Genomic DNA, 15,118 nt, shown 5'->3' on the forward strand with positions numbered 1-15,118 from the left:
GCTTCTGTATTTTTGTAAAACCGTAGGATAGCAAAAGCCGCCCAGGGTTCAGCACACCTGGACGGCTTTTGGGAATATCCGGTAAGCCGACTCGCTATCGCCGCGAGTCCAGGAACCGGACAGAAGCAACGCTGGCTTAGTTCTTCGACTGGTCGACCAGCTTGTTCTTCGCGATCCACGGCATCATCGCGCGCAGCTTCGAACCGACCTGTTCGATCTGGTGTTCAGCCGTGATGCGGCGACGCGATTGCAGCGTCGGCGCGCCAGCGCGGTTTTCGACGATGAAGCTCTTTGCGTACTCGCCGGTCTGGATGTCCTTCAAAACTTCCTTCATCACCTTCTTCGTTTCGTCGGTGACGATGCGCGGGCCCGTCACGTACTCGCCGTACTCGGCGTTGTTCGAGATCGAGTAGTTCATGTTCGCAATGCCGCCTTCGTAGATCAGGTCGACGATCAGCTTCAGTTCGTGCAGGCACTCGAAGTACGCCATTTCCGGCGCGTAGCCCGCTTCAACCAGCGTCTCGAAGCCAGCCTTGATCAGCTCGACCGTACCGCCGCACAGCACGGCCTGTTCGCCGAACAGGTCGGTTTCGGTTTCTTCGCGGAAGTTCGTTTCGATGATGCCGGCACGGCCGCCACCGTTTGCCGCTGCGTACGACAGCGCGATGTCGCGTGCTGCGCCCGACTTGTCCTGGGCAACCGCGATCAGGTGCGGCACGCCGCCGCCGTTCTGGTACGTGTTGCGCACCGTGTGGCCCGGCGCCTTCGGTGCGATCATGATCACGTCGAGGTCGGCGCGCGGAATGACCTGGCCGTAGTGCACGTTGAAGCCGTGCGCGAATGCAAGCGCTGCGCCATCCTTGGCATTGGCGTGCACCTCGTTCTTGTAGACTTCGGCGATCTGTTCGTCCGGCAGCAGCATCATGACGACGTCTGCACCCTTGACGGCTTCGGCCACTTCCTTGACCTTCAGGCCGGCGTTCTCGGCCTTGCTCCACGATGCGCCACCCTTGCGCAGACCCACCGTCACGTTCACGCCGCTTTCCTTCAGGTTCAGCGCGTGTGCATGGCCCTGCGAGCCGTAGCCGATGATGGTGACCTGCTTGCCTTTGATGAGGGAGAGGTCGGCGTCCTTGTCGTAGAAAACTTTCATGTTCGTTCCTTGGCGAAATTCAGGGAGATTCAGGTACTACTTATTGTGTGCTGCATGCCGGGCTTGCTCAGTGCGCACCCGGCTTCGACCGATACTGGGGCAAACGCGGCTTACACCTTCAGAATGCGTTCGCCGCGACCGATCCCCGAGCTGCCCGTGCGGACCGTTTCGAGAATCGCGGTAGCGTCGAGCCCTTCGATGAAAGCGTCGAGCTTGTCGCTCGCGCCTGTCAGTTCGATCGTGTAGGTCTTTTCGGTGACGTCGATGATGCGGCCGCGGAAAATATCCGACATCCGCTTCATCTCCTCACGTTCCTTGCCGACCGCCCTCACCTTGATCAACATCAGCTCGCGCTCGATGTGGGCGCCCTCGGTAAGGTCGACCACTTTCACCACCTCGATCAGGCGGTTCAGATGCTTCGTGATCTGTTCGATCACGTCGTCCGAGCCAATGGAAACGATGGTCATGCGCGACAGCGAATGGTCTTCGGTCGGGGCCACCGTCAAGGTTTCAATGTTGTAGCCGCGTGCGGAAAAAAGACCGACCACGCGCGACAACGCGCCCGGTTCGTTTTCCAGCAGGACGGAAATAATATGTCTCATGTTTCGCTTCTTCCAGATGTGTTTCGATGTATGCGAACCGGTTCGCCCGGCTTCACCCGTTGGCGCCTTTCGTGAAGGCGCGCGCAGCGTTGCCGGCGCACAAACCGTCGTTATAGATCTTCCGAGCCGAGGAGCATCTCCGTGATGCCCTTGCCAGCCTGAACCATCGGCCAGACGTTTTCGGTCGGATCGGTCTGGAAATCGAGAAACACCGTGCGATCCTTCAGGCGCAGCGCTTCCTTGAGCGCCGGCTCGACATCCGCTGTCTTTTCGATGCGCATGCCGACGTGCCCGTACGCTTCAGCGAGCTTCACGAAATCCGGCAGCGCATCCATGTACGAATGCGAATAGCGCTTGCTGTATTCGATCTGCTGCCACTGCCGCACCATGCCCAGATAGCGGTTGTTGAGCGAAATGATCTTGATTGGCGTGTCGTACTGCTTGCAGGTCGACAGTTCCTGAATGCACATCTGGATCGAGCCTTCGCCCGTGATGCAGAGCACGTCGTCGTCCGGGTGCGCCATCTTCACGCCCATCGCCGCCGGCAGGCCGAAACCCATCGTGCCGAGACCACCAGAATTGATCCAGCGACGCGGCTTGTTGAAGCGATAGAACTGCGCAGCCCACATCTGGTGCTGGCCGACGTCGGAACACACGAAGGCATTGCCGTCGGTCAGCTCCCACGCCTTCTCGACCACATACTGCGGCTTGATGATGTCGCTCTTGCGATCGAACTTGAGGCAGTCTTTTGAGCGCCACGCCTCGATGTCCTTCCACCAGTCGGCGAGCGCCGCGGTGTCCGGGCCATGTTCGGCGGTCTGCAACTGTTCGATCAGTTCCTTCAGCACTTCCTTCACGTCGCCGACGATCGGAATGTCGACCTTCACGCGCTTGGAAATGGACGACGGATCGATGTCGATGTGGATGATCTTGCGCGGTTGCGAGGCGAAGTGCGTTGGGTCGCCGATCACACGGTCGTCGAAGCGCGCGCCGATCGCGATCAGCACATCGCAGTGCTGCATCGCCATGTTGGCTTCGTACGTGCCGTGCATGCCAAGCATGCCGAGGAATTTTTTGTCGCTTGCGCGGTAGCCGCCCAGCCCCATCAGCGTGTTGGTGACGGGATAGCCGAGCAGATCGGCAAACTGGTTCAGTTCGCGCGACGCGTCAGCCAGGATGATGCCGCCGCCGGTATAGATATAAGGGCGCTTCGCCGACAGCAGCAGCGCAACCGCCTTGCGGATCTGTCCGGAGTGGCCCTTCGTCACCGGGTTGTACGAGCGCAGCGACACGCTTTTCAGCGGCTCGTAACGGCACGGCGCCTTCGACACGTCTTTCGGAATGTCGATCAGCACCGGGCCTGGACGGCCGGTACGGGCGATGTAAAAGGCTTTCTTGACGGTAGCGGCGAGATCGCGCACGTCCTTCACGAGGAAGTTGTGCTTCACGCAGGGACGCGTGATGCCGACCGTATCGCACTCCTGGAACGCATCCTGGCCAATCGCGGCAGTCGGCACCTGGCCGCTGATCACGACCATCGGAATCGAATCCATATAGGCGGTGGCGATACCGGTGACCGCATTGGTGACGCCGGGGCCGGAAGTCACGAGGCAGACGCCGACCTTGCCGGTCGAGCGTGCGTAGGCGTCAGCGGCGTGAACCGCGGCCTGCTCGTGGCGCACGAGGACGTGCTGGAATTTGTCCTGCTTGTACAACTCGTCGTAAATGTAGAGTACCGAGCCGCCGGGATAGCCCCAGATAAACTCGACGTCTTCGTCGGCCAGTGCCTTCATGAGCACGGTGGCGCCGATAGAGTCAGTTTCGGGATGGGGAGTCGTATCCGACGTGGAGAATTCCGCGCTGGGCATATTCATCGTTCACCTTTCGAATTTTCGGCAAAAAATTGATCGGGTGCTCTCTGCCGGGCTTGTGGCTCGGGTTCAAGCGGCGCGTCCAGTTGACAGGTGAGCTTCTTGGGCCACACCTCAATTGAGACAAGTCACTTATATTGCGAACCGTCGACGATATCTGCTGCCGTGCTCGCGGTCAAGCAGATATTTCCGCAATGCGGCATGAACGGAGTACGCCAGGGCAGGTTTTACCGCGCGCGCTCAGCCGCTCTTTTCCCTGGCCGACGCGAAAGTTTGTTAGCATCCGCGAGTTTTACGACATTTTTCGACCCATTACGCGCACGCTCGCTGCGCCGACCCCCAACGGATGGCATCAGACAAGGAACTCGCCGATTTTCTGGCGGGCGTCGAAAGGCGCGCGTTCAAGCAGACGGTCTACGCCGTGCGGGACGACGACGCCGCGCTCGATATCGTGCAGGACGCGATGATCAAGCTCGCCGAAAAATACGGCGATCGCCCTTCGGCCGAGCTGCCACTTTTGTTTCAGCGTATTCTTCAGAATACGATGCACGACTACTTTCGTCGGCAGAAGGTGCGCAATACGTGGGTCAGCCTGTTTTCGTCGCTGGGTAATTCAGAAGATGACGAATTCGACCCGCTGGAAACGTTCGAAGCCGAACAGGGATCGGCGGGCGCCGAGAGCAGCGAACAAAGGCTCGAGCGTGAACAGGTGCTGCAGCTGATCGACGAAGAGATCCAGAAATTACCGGCACGTCAACGGGAGGCGTTTCTCATGCGTTACTGGGAAGATATGGATGTCGCCGAGACTGCGGCTGCCATGGGCTGCTCCGAGGGAAGTGTGAAGACACACTGTTCGCGAGCTACCCATACGCTGGCGCAAGCGCTCAAGGCTAAAGGAATTACGCTATGAGCTCCGCTCTCGATACTAAAGAACTCGAGTTTGCGCGGCAGTTGCGCCGTGCGCTCGATGAAAATACTGCCAGCATTCCCTCCGCCACCATCGATCGACTCGCCGTGGCGCGCCGTGCCGCCCTCGCCCGCAAGAAACCCGAAGCGGTTTCGGCGCCGGTGTTCGCGCCCGTCTTCGCCGCTGCCGGCGCGGGAATGTCCGTCAATGTGCCGATGTTGGAAACGCCGCAGCGCCGCCGCTCGCCGCTGCGCCGCTTCGCGCTGGCGTGGCCGCTCGCCGCGCTTGTCGTAAGCCTCGTGGCGGTTGCTTACTGGGAAGACCAGCAGCGCACCGCCGAACTCGCCGATATTGACGCCGCCATGCTGAGCGATGACCTGCCGCTCAACGCGTATCTCGATCACGGCTTCAACGCGTATCTGTCGCGCGCGCACTGAGCGAGGATCGATCGGGTGAGTTACAAGCGCGGCCTTGCCGTTGTTTTCGGATGTGCAATCGCGGCCCTTGTGTCCTTCGCCGCGACCTGGCCCCGCTTTTACCCAAAGCCAGTCGCGGCGTCGGCGCCTGTTGCCGGGGCGCCCGCGAAGGCGGCCGCGCCGTCATTGAACGCCGAGATCCCTGGCTTGCCCAGTGACAGCCCTCATTCCTGGGCCCACCTCTCGCCCGCCGAACGCGTGGCGCTCGCGCCATTCGCCAGCGAATGGGACGCCTTTAGCGACGCGCGCAAGCGAAAATGGATCAGAATCGCGCAGCGTTATCCGAAGATGACGCCTGAAGCGCAAAAAAGACTGCACGAGCAGATGACCGAATGGGCGCGCATGACCCCCGAGCAGCGCCGCGTCGCCCGTGAGAACTATCAGGTCTCGAAGGAGTTGCCGCGCGAGGCGCGCCAGAACGCCTGGAAGGCCTATCAGGAGTTGTCGGAAGAGCAGAAGGAACGGCTCGCCGCCAGTGAACGCAAACGCCGGCCGACCGTCGTCAGCGCGCCGCCGTCGGGCAAGACCGAAGTCAAGGACATCGACCGGCTCGTCAATGCTCGCGGCGCCAGCGGCACAGGGGCGGCGAGCCATCTGCCGGCGTCCGTACCAGGAGCGTCGCTGCCCGCTGCGATGCCGGCCGTCCCGGCCGCAAGCAGCGTCGTTCCCGCGACTCCGCTGCCCGTTTCGCCGTCTGAAGCGCCGTCGCTCTACCACGGCTCCTGACCTTTGCTCCGAACTCACCGCCAAGCCGTGTCCAGCCCCCTCGCCACCGCCGACCTGAGTCCGGATAACGCGGCACCTGCCCCGACCGTCCGCCGACGGCTTGCTACCCTGGTTTACGAAGGCGTGATCCTGTTCGGCATCGTGTTCTTTGCAGGGTATCTGTTCAGCACCCTGACCCAGCAACGCAACGGCCTCACACATCACAACATCCTTGCGGCGTGGATCGGGCTCGTCGTCGGTGTGTATTTCGTCTGGTTCTGGACCCACGGCGGACAGACACTGCCGATGAAAACCTGGCGGCTCCGTCTTGTCGGTGTCGACGGCGCGCCGGTGTCCGTGCCACGCGCGATCGCACGCTACGCGCTGGCGTGGCTGTGGTTCCTGCCGCCGCTCGCCTTACATCCGCTGCTGGGCCTCTCTGTGCCGCGGACGCTCGTCGCGAGCGCAGCCTGGTTCGCGCTGTGGGCGGCGACCGGCAGCTTCGGTACGAACCGTCAGTTCCTGCACGACCGGCTTGCCGGCACGCGGATTATCGAACTGAAGTAAGCCGCTAACCTCTGAAATGGCGCAGGCCACGCCTTACCCCCTCGCAAAGCTGCTGAGAAGCAACGCTCTCACCTAAGCGCGTAATAAGAAGTTCTTGTGACTGTCACGGCACAGTCACGCGTCGATGGCGGAATGCACGTACCGCAACCCGACGCGTGAGCCATGGACCCAAAGACGTCCGCGACTTCCTTCTTCCGCCAGACAGGCCCGGGCGTCGACCCCGTCGCTTTTCGACCTGGTGCCGCCCCCGGCAGCCCGCTGCCGCTGTCCCAATCTCCGTCGACATCGATGACAGCCACGGGTCATCACGACGATGACGACGCCGGCCAGCACCGCTACCGGACGATCTGGCTCTCGGACATCCATCTCGGTTCAAGCGGCTGCCAGGCGCCGTATCTGCTCGACTTTCTGCGGCACAACGAATCGGAATACCTGTATCTCGTCGGCGACATCATCGACGGCTGGCAGCTGAGAAAAGGCTGGTACTGGCCGCAGGCGCACAACGACGTCGTACAGAAGATCCTGCGCAAGGCACGCAAAGGCACCCAGGTCGTGTATATCCCCGGCAATCACGACGAGGCGGCGCGCCAGTTCTGCGACCTCGCCTTCGGCGACATCCACGTGCGTGGCGAAGCGTTCCACACGACGCTCGCCGGCAAGCGCCTGTGGATCACCCATGGCGACCTGTTCGACGGCGTGATCCAGCACGCGAAGTGGCTCGCCTATCTCGGCGACTCGCTGTACACGCTGATCCTGCTCCTGAACCGCTGGTTCAACCGTGTCCGCAACCGGCTCGGCTTCCAGTACTGGTCGCTGTCGCAATACCTGAAGCATCAGGTGAAGAACGCCGTGAACTTCATCTCGAAGTTCGAGCACGTGATGACCGACGAGGCACGCCGCCGAGGCTGTGACGGCGTGGTCTGCGGACACATCCACAAGGCCGAGATCCGCGACATCGACGGCGTACTGTATTGCAACGATGGCGACTGGGTCGAAAGCCTTTCGGCGCTCGTCGAAACCTTCGAGGGCGAACTCAAGGTGGTTTACTGGACCGTGATGCGCGCGCCGCAGGTGAACGCGCAGAAAGCCCAGGCGACTGCGGCCTGAGTCCACTTCCAGTTCCAGCTACAAGGCGGTATTGTCAGTAACGGAACCGCTGTACCGCGTCAATCCTTCACTTCACCCGGGCCACAACGATGAAGATTCTGATCGTCACCGATGCATGGGAACCGCAGGTCAACGGCGTCGTCCGGACGCTGAAGAACACGACGCGCGAATTGACGGCGCTCGGCCATCGCGTCGACCTGCTGACGCCGCTCGAATTCCGCACGATACCGTGCCCGACGTACCCTGAAATCCGCCTGTCGCTGCTCCCCAAAAAGCGTCTGCGCCAGCGCATCGACGAGTTCGGACCCGACGCGTTGCACGTTGCTACCGAAGGCCCGCTCGGCCTCGCCGCGCGCGCCTATGCGATCCAGCACAAACTGCCGTTCACGACCGCCTATCACACGCGCTTTCCGGAATACGTGCAGGCCCGCTTCGGCATTCCGCTCGCCGCGACGTACAGGTTCCTGCACTGGTTTCACAAGCCGTCGCTTGCAGTGATGGCGCCGACGCCGGTGGTCAAGGCCGACCTCGAAAAATTCGGTTTCACGAACGTCGTGCTGTGGACCCGCGGTGTCGATCTGGACATCTTCCACCAGATGGATTCGAAGGTGCTCAACACGGCGCGGCCGATCTTCCTGTACGTCGGACGCGTGGCGGTAGAGAAGAACGTCGAGGCATTTCTGAAGCTCGACCTGCCCGGCTCGAAATGGGTTGCCGGCGAAGGCCCGGCGCTTGCCGAACTGAAGTCGCGCTATCCGCAGGTGAACTATCTCGGTGTGCTGACCCAGGCCGAACTCGCCAAGGTCTACGCGGCCGCCGACGTGTTCGTGTTCCCGAGCCGCACCGACACGTTCGGTCTGGTGCTGCTCGAAGCGCTCGCGTGCGGCACACCGGTCGCAGCTTACCCGGTGACGGGCCCGATCGACGTGCTGGGCAACGGCGGCGCCGGAGCGATGAACGAAGATCTGCGTGAGGCCTGTCTCGAAGCGCTGAAGATCGATCGCAACCATGCACGCGCGTGGGCCGAGCGCTTTTCGTGGGGCGCGGCGTCCGAGCAGTTTGCAACGCATCTGAAGCCGTTGCCGGGTGCATCATTCAGCGAGGAGAGTGCCGCCGCATGAAGCGGCGCGCGACCAGACATGCAGGCAAGGACCTCCAGCGCTCGACGCCCGGCCGCGGACGCGCTACGCGCGCCGCGTGACGTGCCGCGCCCGTCTCACCTCAGCACCGCCGATACACGCGATGCTACCGATGCCGCCGGCGCGCCCGACCTCGAGCCGTTCGACGACCCACGCGAACACGGCCCTGAAAATGATCGCGACGTGACGCAGGCGCTGCCAGAAACCGCAGGCGAGCCGCTGGGTCCGGACGATCCGCTCGCGCCCCTGCCGTTCAACCCGTACAAGGGCAACCGTGGCCTCACGCGCGCCTGGCACGCGATGAAAAACTCGCTCGCCGGCTTTCGCGTCGCGATCCGCGAAGAAAGCGCGTTTCGCCAGGAGCTGACGCTCGCCGCGATCCTGCTGCCGATCGGCATGATCGTGCCGGTCGAACCCGTGGCGCGCGTGCTGCTGCTGGGCTCCGTGCTTCTGGTGCTGATCGTCGAACTGCTGAACTCGAGCGTCGAAGCCGCGATCGACCGCATTTCGCTCGAACGCCATGAACTGTCGCGCCGCGCGAAGGATCTTGGCAGCGCGGCGGTCATGGTGGCGCTCGTCATGTGTCTGATGACGTGGGGACTGGTGCTCGGCCCGCCGCTCCTGCACTGGATCGAGTCGTGGCGTTGACCGCGCTCCCGCTTCCCGGCAACGCCTGAAACGCGCCTGGTGACAGAACGTCCGGTTTATAATCGGACGATCGTTTCTGAAAATACAAACCGCGTCCGGGCGGACTCCGCAGCTGCTGTATGCCGCCGCGCGCCAGCCCGGTCAAACCAGGGCCGGACGACATGGAAGCCAAACCTCCCCGCCGCACCCGCGAACGGATACTCGAACTCTCGTTGAAACTGTTCAACGAGATCGGCGAACCCAACGTGACGACCACGACGATCGCCGAGGAAATGGAAATCAGTCCGGGCAACCTGTACTACCACTTCCGCAACAAAGACGACATCATCAACAGCATCTTCAGCCAGTTCGAGCAGGAGATCGAAAAGCGTCTGCGTTTCCCCGACGACCATCGCGCGACCATCGACGAAATGTGGTCGTACCTGCAATACATGATCGATTTCACTTGGCGCTATCGCTTCCTGTATCGCGATCTGAAACGATCTGCTCGCCCGCAACCGCACGCTGGAAACACACTTCAAGCAGATCATCAGCCACAAGGTCCGGTTTGCGAACCAGTTCTGCGAACAGCTCGTCGCCGATGGCGAAATGATCGCCACGCCTGAAGAACTCCACGTGATCGCGACCAACATCGGCGTCATCGCGACGTACTGGCTGTCGTACCAGTTCGTGATGAACCCGCGCAAATACAACGACCAGGAAGCGATCCGCACCGAACTGCATCAGGTCAGCGTGCAGATCATCTCGCTGATGGCTCCGTATCTACATGGCCGCTCGCGGCGGATCTTCGACGATCTCGTGTCCGGCAAGCTGCCCAAGCGCGAGTTCTACGACTACCTTCCTCCCAAAGACGGCGCCGCCGCGCGCAACGAATCGAAGGACGCCTGAGCATGAAGTCGGTGTGCGTGTACTGCGGCTCCTCCGACGGAGTCAAACCTCTCTATGCGGAAGCCGCGAGGGCCTTCGGCCGCGCCATCGTCGAGGCGAGGCTTGCACTGGTATACGGCGGCGGCAAGGTCGGACTGATGGGTGTGATCGCGGACGAAGTCATGGCCGCCGGCGGCCGCGCGATCGGCGTGATTCCCGAGCTTCTGGTCAACAAGGAAGTCGGTCACGAAGGTCTGACCGAACTGCATGTCGTGCCCGACATGCACCAGCGCAAGAAGATGATGGCGGACCTGTCGGATGCGTTCATCGCGATGCCCGGCGGCGCAGGTACGCTCGAAGAGCTCTTCGAGGTCTACACGTGGGCGCAGCTCGGCTATCACCAGAAGCCGGTGGCCGTGCTCAATATCGACGGCTACTACGATCCGCTGATCTCGATGCTGCAGCATACGGTACAGGAAGGCTTCATGCGACAGACTTACCTGGATATCCTGCAGATCGATTCAGACCCGGTTTCGCTGATCAGCAAGCTGCAACGCTATCTACCGCCCGCGCGCGACAAGTGGGCCGACAACCGCGAAGCCGTGTGAGGTGGAGTGACGTGACGCGGCGCGAAACCGCATGTCGCCGAACGCGACGTTTTCGGTGCGTGCTTTTGACGAGGCTTTCATGACACAAGTCGTTCTGATTACCGGGGCGAGCCGGGGCATCGGCCGGGCAACCGCACGGCTCCTCGGCGCTCGCGGCTGGTCGGTCGGCGTCAACTATGCGCACAATGAAGCCGCTGCGCGTGAAACCGCCGCCGAAGTCGGCCGCGCTGGCGGCCACGCGCGCGTGATTCCCGGCGATGTCGCCGACGAAACCGCCGTGATTGCGATGTTCGATTCGCTCGAGCATGCGTTCGGGCGTGTCGATGCGCTTGTCAACAACGCGGGCATCGTCGCGCCGGCGATGCAGCTCGCCGACATGGATGTCGCGCGGCTCAAGCGGATGTTCGACGTTAACGTACTCGGCGCGTATCTGGTCGCACGCGAGGCGGCCCGTCGTATGGCAAAGGATCGCGGCGGCGACGGCGGTGCGATCGTCAATGTTTCGTCGGCGGCGTCGCGCCTCGGCTCACCGAACGAGTATGTCGACTACGCTGGCTCGAAAGGTGCCGTTGACACGATGACGATTGGCCTCGCCAAAGAACTGGGGCCCCAGGGCGTGCGAGTGAACGCAGTGCGCCCCGGCCTCATCGATACCGACATCCATACGAGCGGCGGCCGCCCTGACCGCGCCGCGGTGCTCGGTGCACAAACCCCGCTCGGCCGCCCGGGCAGCGCCGATGAAGTGGCCGAGGCCATCGTGTGGCTTCTCAGCGACGCCGCTTCGTATGTGAACGGCGCGCTTCTCGACGTCAGCGCCGGTCGCTGACCCCTTCTGTTCCCCAGCACACCGTCGAATCCCTGCTTTCGGCGCAACAATGATCGCGGTATCGCGACGATATTTTCTAAACGCCTACACTCTCCGTAAACGTCCGTAATATTGGACATATAGAATAGCGCCCAGCCAAGGGCGACTCATGCGCACAGAGAAGCAGGACAGCGTGCTGCGCCCGACAACCAGAACAGATCGCGCACCACAGCGTCGCGGCTCAAGACCAGAGCTTTTTTGACATGAATCAACCAGATCGTCCCCAGGCATTGCGCCGGGGAACAATCGCCACTGCCACTATAGGGGCACGTGCCAGCGCCGCAGGTTCCGCAGTCCTCTCCGAAGGCGCAGCCGCCGCACCGCTTGCTCCCGCCGCCCACGCACCGCGGACAGACGCGTTCGCGTGGTCACGCCCCATTATATGGATCGTGGCGCTCGCCGTACTTTGCGCGTGGCTGCTGCCCGGGACACTCGGGCACGATCCCTGGAAGCAGGACGAAACCTACACGTTCGGCATCATCCAGCACATGCTCCAGACGGGTGATCTGGTCGTGCCGACCAATGCCGGCCAGCCGTTCGTCGAGAAGCCGCCGATCTATGACTGGGTCGCTGCCGGCCTCGCGTGGATGTTCGGACGTTACCTGCCACTGCACGACGCTGCGCGCCTTGCGAGCGCCCTCTTTGCCGGCATGGCGCTGTTCTATACCGCGCGTCTTGCGCGCACGGCGACAAGCGCCACCCGCTGGCTCGACCTGCGCGTGATCGGTAGCGTCGCCCTGTTCGCAAGCAGCCTCGTCGTGATCAAGCATTCGCACGACATGATGACCGACGTCGCGCTGATGGCCGGCACGACGCTGGCGTTCTGCGGACTCTTCGAACTCGTGCTCGCGCACGTCCGCGAATCGGCTATCGACGCGCCACGCTTCCTCGCGAACAATCCTGTGTGGATGACGGGTGTGGGCGTCGGCATCGCGCTGCTGGCCAAAGGCCTGTTCGTGCCGCTCGTGTTCGGGGCGACCACCGTAGCGGTGATGGTGCTGTATCCCGCCTGCCGCAGCCGCAGCTTCGCGCGTTCGCTTGCGCTCGCCGCGCTTGTGCTGGCGCCGTTTGCGCTGATCTGGCCAATCTGCTTCTATCTGCGCTCGCCAGAGTTGTTCAAGGTCTGGTTCTGGGACAACAACGTGGGCCGCTTCTTCGGCTTCTCGGTACCCTATCTCGGCTCGGAAAACGACAAACATTTTTTTGTGCTGCGCGCATTTCTGACCGTCGGCTTCCCGGTTGGTCCGCTTGCACTGATTGCACTGGTCTCACTCCCAGGCAGCGGCTGGCGGCGCTGGCTCGATCCGCGCGTCGCGCTGCCGACGATCTTCGCGGGCATCGGCATCGTCGTGCTGCAGATGTCGGCAACCGCGCGCGAACTGTACATCCTGCCCTTCATCGCGCCCCTCGCGCTCCTCGCGATGCTGGGTGTCGAACGCCTGCCGCAGCGCCTGCATTCCATCTGGGATATGACGAACCGCGTATTGTTCGGCAGCTTCGCGATGCTCGTTTGGATCGTCTGGTCAACCATGACGGGCCCGGTCGAATCCCATTCGATTCTCCGTCTGCTCGGCCGCTGGCTGCCACTCGACTGGGTGATGCCCGCGAGGCCGGTGCTGATCGGTTCGGCGCTGCTGTTGACGGCCGGCTGGCTATGGCTGTTGCCCGCTCTCAGGCACGCAGGCAAGTGGCGCGGCGCGCTGAGCTGGTGTCTGGGTGCGATCCTCGCGTGGGGGCTGATCAGTACGTTGCTGTTGCCGTGGATCGACGAGGCCAAGAGCTACCGGGAGGTCTTCGAAAATCTGGGTACGCGTCTCGACACCGAGTGGAACGACGGTGACTGCATGGCGAGCGTCGGACTAGGCGAATCCGAAGCGCCGATGCTGTACTACTTCACCGGCGTGCAGCACATGCCGACCAGCGACACCGAGAAGACGCAATGCACGTGGCTCATCGTGCAAAGCTATCCTGGCGATGCGTCCGTGCCGCGCGGCAACTGGCAGCCATACTGGTCAGGCGCGCGCCCCGGCGACGACGACGAACTGCTGCGCGTCTTCGTGCGCATCCCGCCCGCAAAGACGCCGCAGGACTGAGGGTTCGAGACTGGCATCGCGTCCTGTCGCGACGGGTAATCAGAACGACGAGCCTGGCTCGCGTAGAAACGCCATCTCTTGCACCGTGGACGGGCGGCCGAGCGGTGCATTGCGATGGGGAAAACGCCCAAACCGCTCGATGATCTTCGCGTGCCGGGTAGCGAAGCCGGCATAGCCCGCCCCGGGCGCCTCGTCCTCCAGCGCATCGAACAGACGCACCGATTCGCGCTGGCTCTTCAGAGTTTCGTCGTGCTCGAAAGGCAGGTAGGCGAATGCCCGGTGATGGGCGCCGGGCAGTTGACGATCCGCGCCGCTCGCGACCATCTGCTGCGCGATGAGCAGCGCCTTCGCGTCGGCGGAAAACGCCCGGGCCGTGCCCCGATGGCAGTTGCGCGAAAACTGGTCCAGCACGATGACGAGTGCCAGCGCACCGAGCGGTGTCCGCGTCCAGCCGTCAAGCTCGCCTTGCAGCGCTTCGTCGATCAAGGCACCGAAACGCTGGCGAAGCATCGTGTCGAACGCGTCGTCGCGTTTGAACCAGCTTTTGCGCTCCACGCCGAAATCCGCCGTACCTGGTGCGCCGAACCAGCAATCCAGTACATCCCGCGCGCGGGGATCGAGCGCGGCGTAGTCCGCGGATAACGCCTCACGGGCGTTCGATTCGCTCATGCGAACTCCAGCACGAGCCGGCGCGTGCGCGCACTTTTCTTTTCCAGTTTCGCGACGCGCAACGCACCGATTTCCCGTGTGTTGCGCACGTGCGTGCCGCCGCACGGCTGCAGATCGACGTTTTCGATGCGCAACAGCCGCACACGTCCGAGCCCCATCGGCGGCTTCACGCTCATCGTGCGAACGAGTTCGGGACGCTGCTCCATCTCTTCGTCGGTGATCCATTGGGTCGAGACGCTGTGCCCCGCGCCGACCAGTTCGGCGAGCCGCGCTTCGACCACCTCGCGTTCGATCGGCTCGACTGTCGCAAGATCTAGCCGCGCGTAGTCGGTGGTGATGCTGCAGCCGTCCACCGGGTAAGGCAGCACCGCGCAGATCAGGTGGCTCGCCGTATGCAACCGCATGTGCCGGTATCGGCGTTCCCAATCGATTTCCGCCCGCACGCGCTCGCCAGCCCCAAGCCGCGCCAGCAGCGTCTCCTGGCCTGGCGCGGGAACATGCACGGCGTCGTCGGGCGTCGCGCCTTCGAATTTCGCCTTGCGGGTGTCCGCAATCGCAATGCGTGTGCCGTCCGCCAGGATCAGGGCGCCCGCATCCCCCGCCTGGCCGCCGCCGAGCGGATAGAACACGGTCTGATCGAGATGGATGCCCTGCTCGTCCACTGCGGTAATCGCGGCCTCGCAGTGCGTGAGGTAGGCGTCGTCGCGAAACAGGGCGCGCGTCTTCATGGGGAGTCCTCTTGTACTGTCCGCCAAAAGAGCCATTATGCCGGGCAGCCCACAGCGTAGAAAGTCAGCCAGATGGCCAAGGATAGCCGGACTGTACTGGCCGCTTTTCCAGG

At 62.8% G+C, this 15,118-nt stretch carries 15 protein-coding genes and 1 pseudogene; 11 read left to right on the forward strand and 5 right to left on the reverse strand.

Features of this window, described 5'->3' with window-relative positions; translation table 11 throughout:
• Positions 1-136: 136 nt before the first annotated feature.
• From ilvC to B0G77_RS21625, 3 genes are all read right to left on the reverse strand, one after another.
• Entirely contained in the window at positions 137-1,153 is a 1,017-nt protein-coding gene (gene ilvC / locus B0G77_RS21615; protein ID WP_133663932.1) for a ketol-acid reductoisomerase, read from the reverse strand.
• A 110-nt stretch (positions 1,154-1,263) separates the two neighbouring features.
• Positions 1,264-1,755: an acetolactate synthase small subunit gene (ilvN, locus tag B0G77_RS21620; protein ID WP_074301882.1), complete on the reverse strand. Its 492-nt coding sequence runs from the start codon at positions 1,753-1,755 to the stop codon at positions 1,264-1,266.
• A gap of 110 nt (positions 1,756-1,865) precedes the next feature.
• On the reverse strand, positions 1,866-3,629 hold the full coding sequence (locus tag B0G77_RS21625; RefSeq protein WP_133663933.1) for an acetolactate synthase 3 catalytic subunit: 1,764 nt from the start codon (positions 3,627-3,629) through the stop codon (positions 1,866-1,868).
• Between the two features lie 343 nt (positions 3,630-3,972).
• Between B0G77_RS21625 and B0G77_RS21630 the strand changes: the two genes are divergently transcribed.
• From B0G77_RS21630 to B0G77_RS21680, 11 genes and pseudogenes are all read left to right on the forward strand, one after another.
• Positions 3,973-4,536, forward strand: coding sequence for an RNA polymerase sigma factor (locus tag B0G77_RS21630; RefSeq protein WP_133663934.1), 564 nt, complete (start codon positions 3,973-3,975; stop codon positions 4,534-4,536).
• Positions 4,533-4,970: a DUF3619 family protein gene (locus tag B0G77_RS21635; protein ID WP_133663935.1), complete on the forward strand. Its 438-nt coding sequence runs from the start codon at positions 4,533-4,535 to the stop codon at positions 4,968-4,970. The genes B0G77_RS21630 and B0G77_RS21635 overlap by 4 nt, the downstream gene beginning before the upstream one ends.
• A 15-nt stretch (positions 4,971-4,985) precedes the next feature.
• A complete protein-coding gene (locus B0G77_RS21640) occupies positions 4,986-5,735 on the forward strand; it encodes a DUF3106 domain-containing protein (protein WP_133663936.1) in 750 nt (249 codons plus the stop codon).
• 27 nt (positions 5,736-5,762) lie between these two features.
• Positions 5,763-6,281: an RDD family protein gene (locus tag B0G77_RS21645; RefSeq protein ID WP_133663937.1), complete on the forward strand. Its 519-nt coding sequence runs from the start codon at positions 5,763-5,765 to the stop codon at positions 6,279-6,281.
• Positions 6,282-6,443: 162 nt separating this feature from the next.
• The gene (locus B0G77_RS21650) at positions 6,444-7,388 is read left to right on the forward strand and encodes a UDP-2,3-diacylglucosamine diphosphatase (RefSeq protein ID WP_133663938.1); all 945 of its coding nucleotides are present in this window, start codon (positions 6,444-6,446) and stop codon (positions 7,386-7,388) included.
• Positions 7,389-7,477: 89 nt separating this feature from the next.
• Complete coding sequence (locus B0G77_RS21655) at positions 7,478-8,509, forward strand: glycosyltransferase family 1 protein (RefSeq protein WP_133663939.1); 1,032 nt, start codon at positions 7,478-7,480, stop codon at positions 8,507-8,509.
• Positions 8,510-8,527: 18 nt separating this feature from the next.
• Complete coding sequence (locus tag B0G77_RS21660; protein WP_133663940.1) at positions 8,528-9,175, forward strand: diacylglycerol kinase; 648 nt, start codon at positions 8,528-8,530, stop codon at positions 9,173-9,175.
• A gap of 161 nt (positions 9,176-9,336) precedes the next feature.
• Positions 9,337-10,063: pseudogene (locus B0G77_RS21665) on the forward strand (TetR/AcrR family transcriptional regulator).
• 2 nt (positions 10,064-10,065) lie between these two features.
• The gene (locus tag B0G77_RS21670; protein WP_133663941.1) at positions 10,066-10,650 is read left to right on the forward strand and encodes a TIGR00730 family Rossman fold protein; all 585 of its coding nucleotides are present in this window, start codon (positions 10,066-10,068) and stop codon (positions 10,648-10,650) included.
• A gap of 79 nt (positions 10,651-10,729) precedes the next feature.
• Positions 10,730-11,476, forward strand: a complete 747-nt coding sequence (locus B0G77_RS21675; protein WP_133663942.1) for an SDR family oxidoreductase — start codon at positions 10,730-10,732, stop codon at positions 11,474-11,476.
• 242 nt (positions 11,477-11,718) lie between these two features.
• Entirely contained in the window at positions 11,719-13,608 is a 1,890-nt protein-coding gene (locus tag B0G77_RS21680; RefSeq protein WP_133663943.1) for a glycosyl transferase, read from the forward strand.
• A gap of 39 nt (positions 13,609-13,647) precedes the next feature.
• On the opposite strand, the gene B0G77_RS21685 is transcribed toward B0G77_RS21680, so the two are convergent.
• Both B0G77_RS21685 and B0G77_RS21690 read right to left on the reverse strand, forming a co-directional pair.
• Entirely contained in the window at positions 13,648-14,277 is a 630-nt protein-coding gene (locus B0G77_RS21685) for a DUF924 family protein (RefSeq protein WP_133663944.1), read from the reverse strand.
• Positions 14,274-15,005 (reverse strand): alanyl-tRNA editing protein, encoded by a 732-nt coding sequence (locus tag B0G77_RS21690; protein WP_133663945.1) that lies wholly within the window; start codon positions 15,003-15,005, stop codon positions 14,274-14,276. Before B0G77_RS21690 ends, B0G77_RS21685 begins: the two co-directional genes overlap by 4 nt.
• Positions 15,006-15,118: the final 113 nt, after the last annotated feature.

Origin of the sequence: Paraburkholderia sp. BL10I2N1, assembly GCF_004361815.1 — a bacterium.
Taxonomy (GTDB): Bacteria; Pseudomonadota; Gammaproteobacteria; order Burkholderiales; family Burkholderiaceae; genus Paraburkholderia.

Bases quoted from the DNA above. Each gene is read 5' to 3' on its own strand.
- ilvC (WP_133663932.1), bottom strand. From the start codon at position 1,153: ATGAAAGTTTTCTACGACAAGGACGCCGACCTCTCCCTCATCAAAGGC.
- ilvN (WP_074301882.1), bottom strand. From the start codon at position 1,755: ATGAGACATATTATTTCCGTCCTGCTGGAAAACGAACCGGGCGCGTTG.
- B0G77_RS21625 (WP_133663933.1), bottom strand. From the start codon at position 3,629: ATGAATATGCCCAGCGCGGAATTCTCCACGTCGGATACGACTCCCCAT.
- B0G77_RS21630 (WP_133663934.1), top strand. From the start codon at position 3,973: ATGGCATCAGACAAGGAACTCGCCGATTTTCTGGCGGGCGTCGAAAGG.
- B0G77_RS21635 (WP_133663935.1), top strand. From the start codon at position 4,533: ATGAGCTCCGCTCTCGATACTAAAGAACTCGAGTTTGCGCGGCAGTTG.
- B0G77_RS21650 (WP_133663938.1), top strand. From the start codon at position 6,444: ATGGACCCAAAGACGTCCGCGACTTCCTTCTTCCGCCAGACAGGCCCG.
- B0G77_RS21655 (WP_133663939.1), top strand. From the start codon at position 7,478: ATGAAGATTCTGATCGTCACCGATGCATGGGAACCGCAGGTCAACGGC.
- B0G77_RS21660 (WP_133663940.1), top strand. From the start codon at position 8,528: ATGCAGGCAAGGACCTCCAGCGCTCGACGCCCGGCCGCGGACGCGCTA.
- B0G77_RS21670 (WP_133663941.1), top strand. From the start codon at position 10,066: ATGAAGTCGGTGTGCGTGTACTGCGGCTCCTCCGACGGAGTCAAACCT.
- B0G77_RS21675 (WP_133663942.1), top strand. From the start codon at position 10,730: ATGACACAAGTCGTTCTGATTACCGGGGCGAGCCGGGGCATCGGCCGG.
- B0G77_RS21680 (WP_133663943.1), top strand. From the start codon at position 11,719: ATGAATCAACCAGATCGTCCCCAGGCATTGCGCCGGGGAACAATCGCC.
- B0G77_RS21685 (WP_133663944.1), bottom strand. From the start codon at position 14,277: ATGAGCGAATCGAACGCCCGTGAGGCGTTATCCGCGGACTACGCCGCG.
- B0G77_RS21690 (WP_133663945.1), bottom strand. From the start codon at position 15,005: ATGAAGACGCGCGCCCTGTTTCGCGACGACGCCTACCTCACGCACTGC.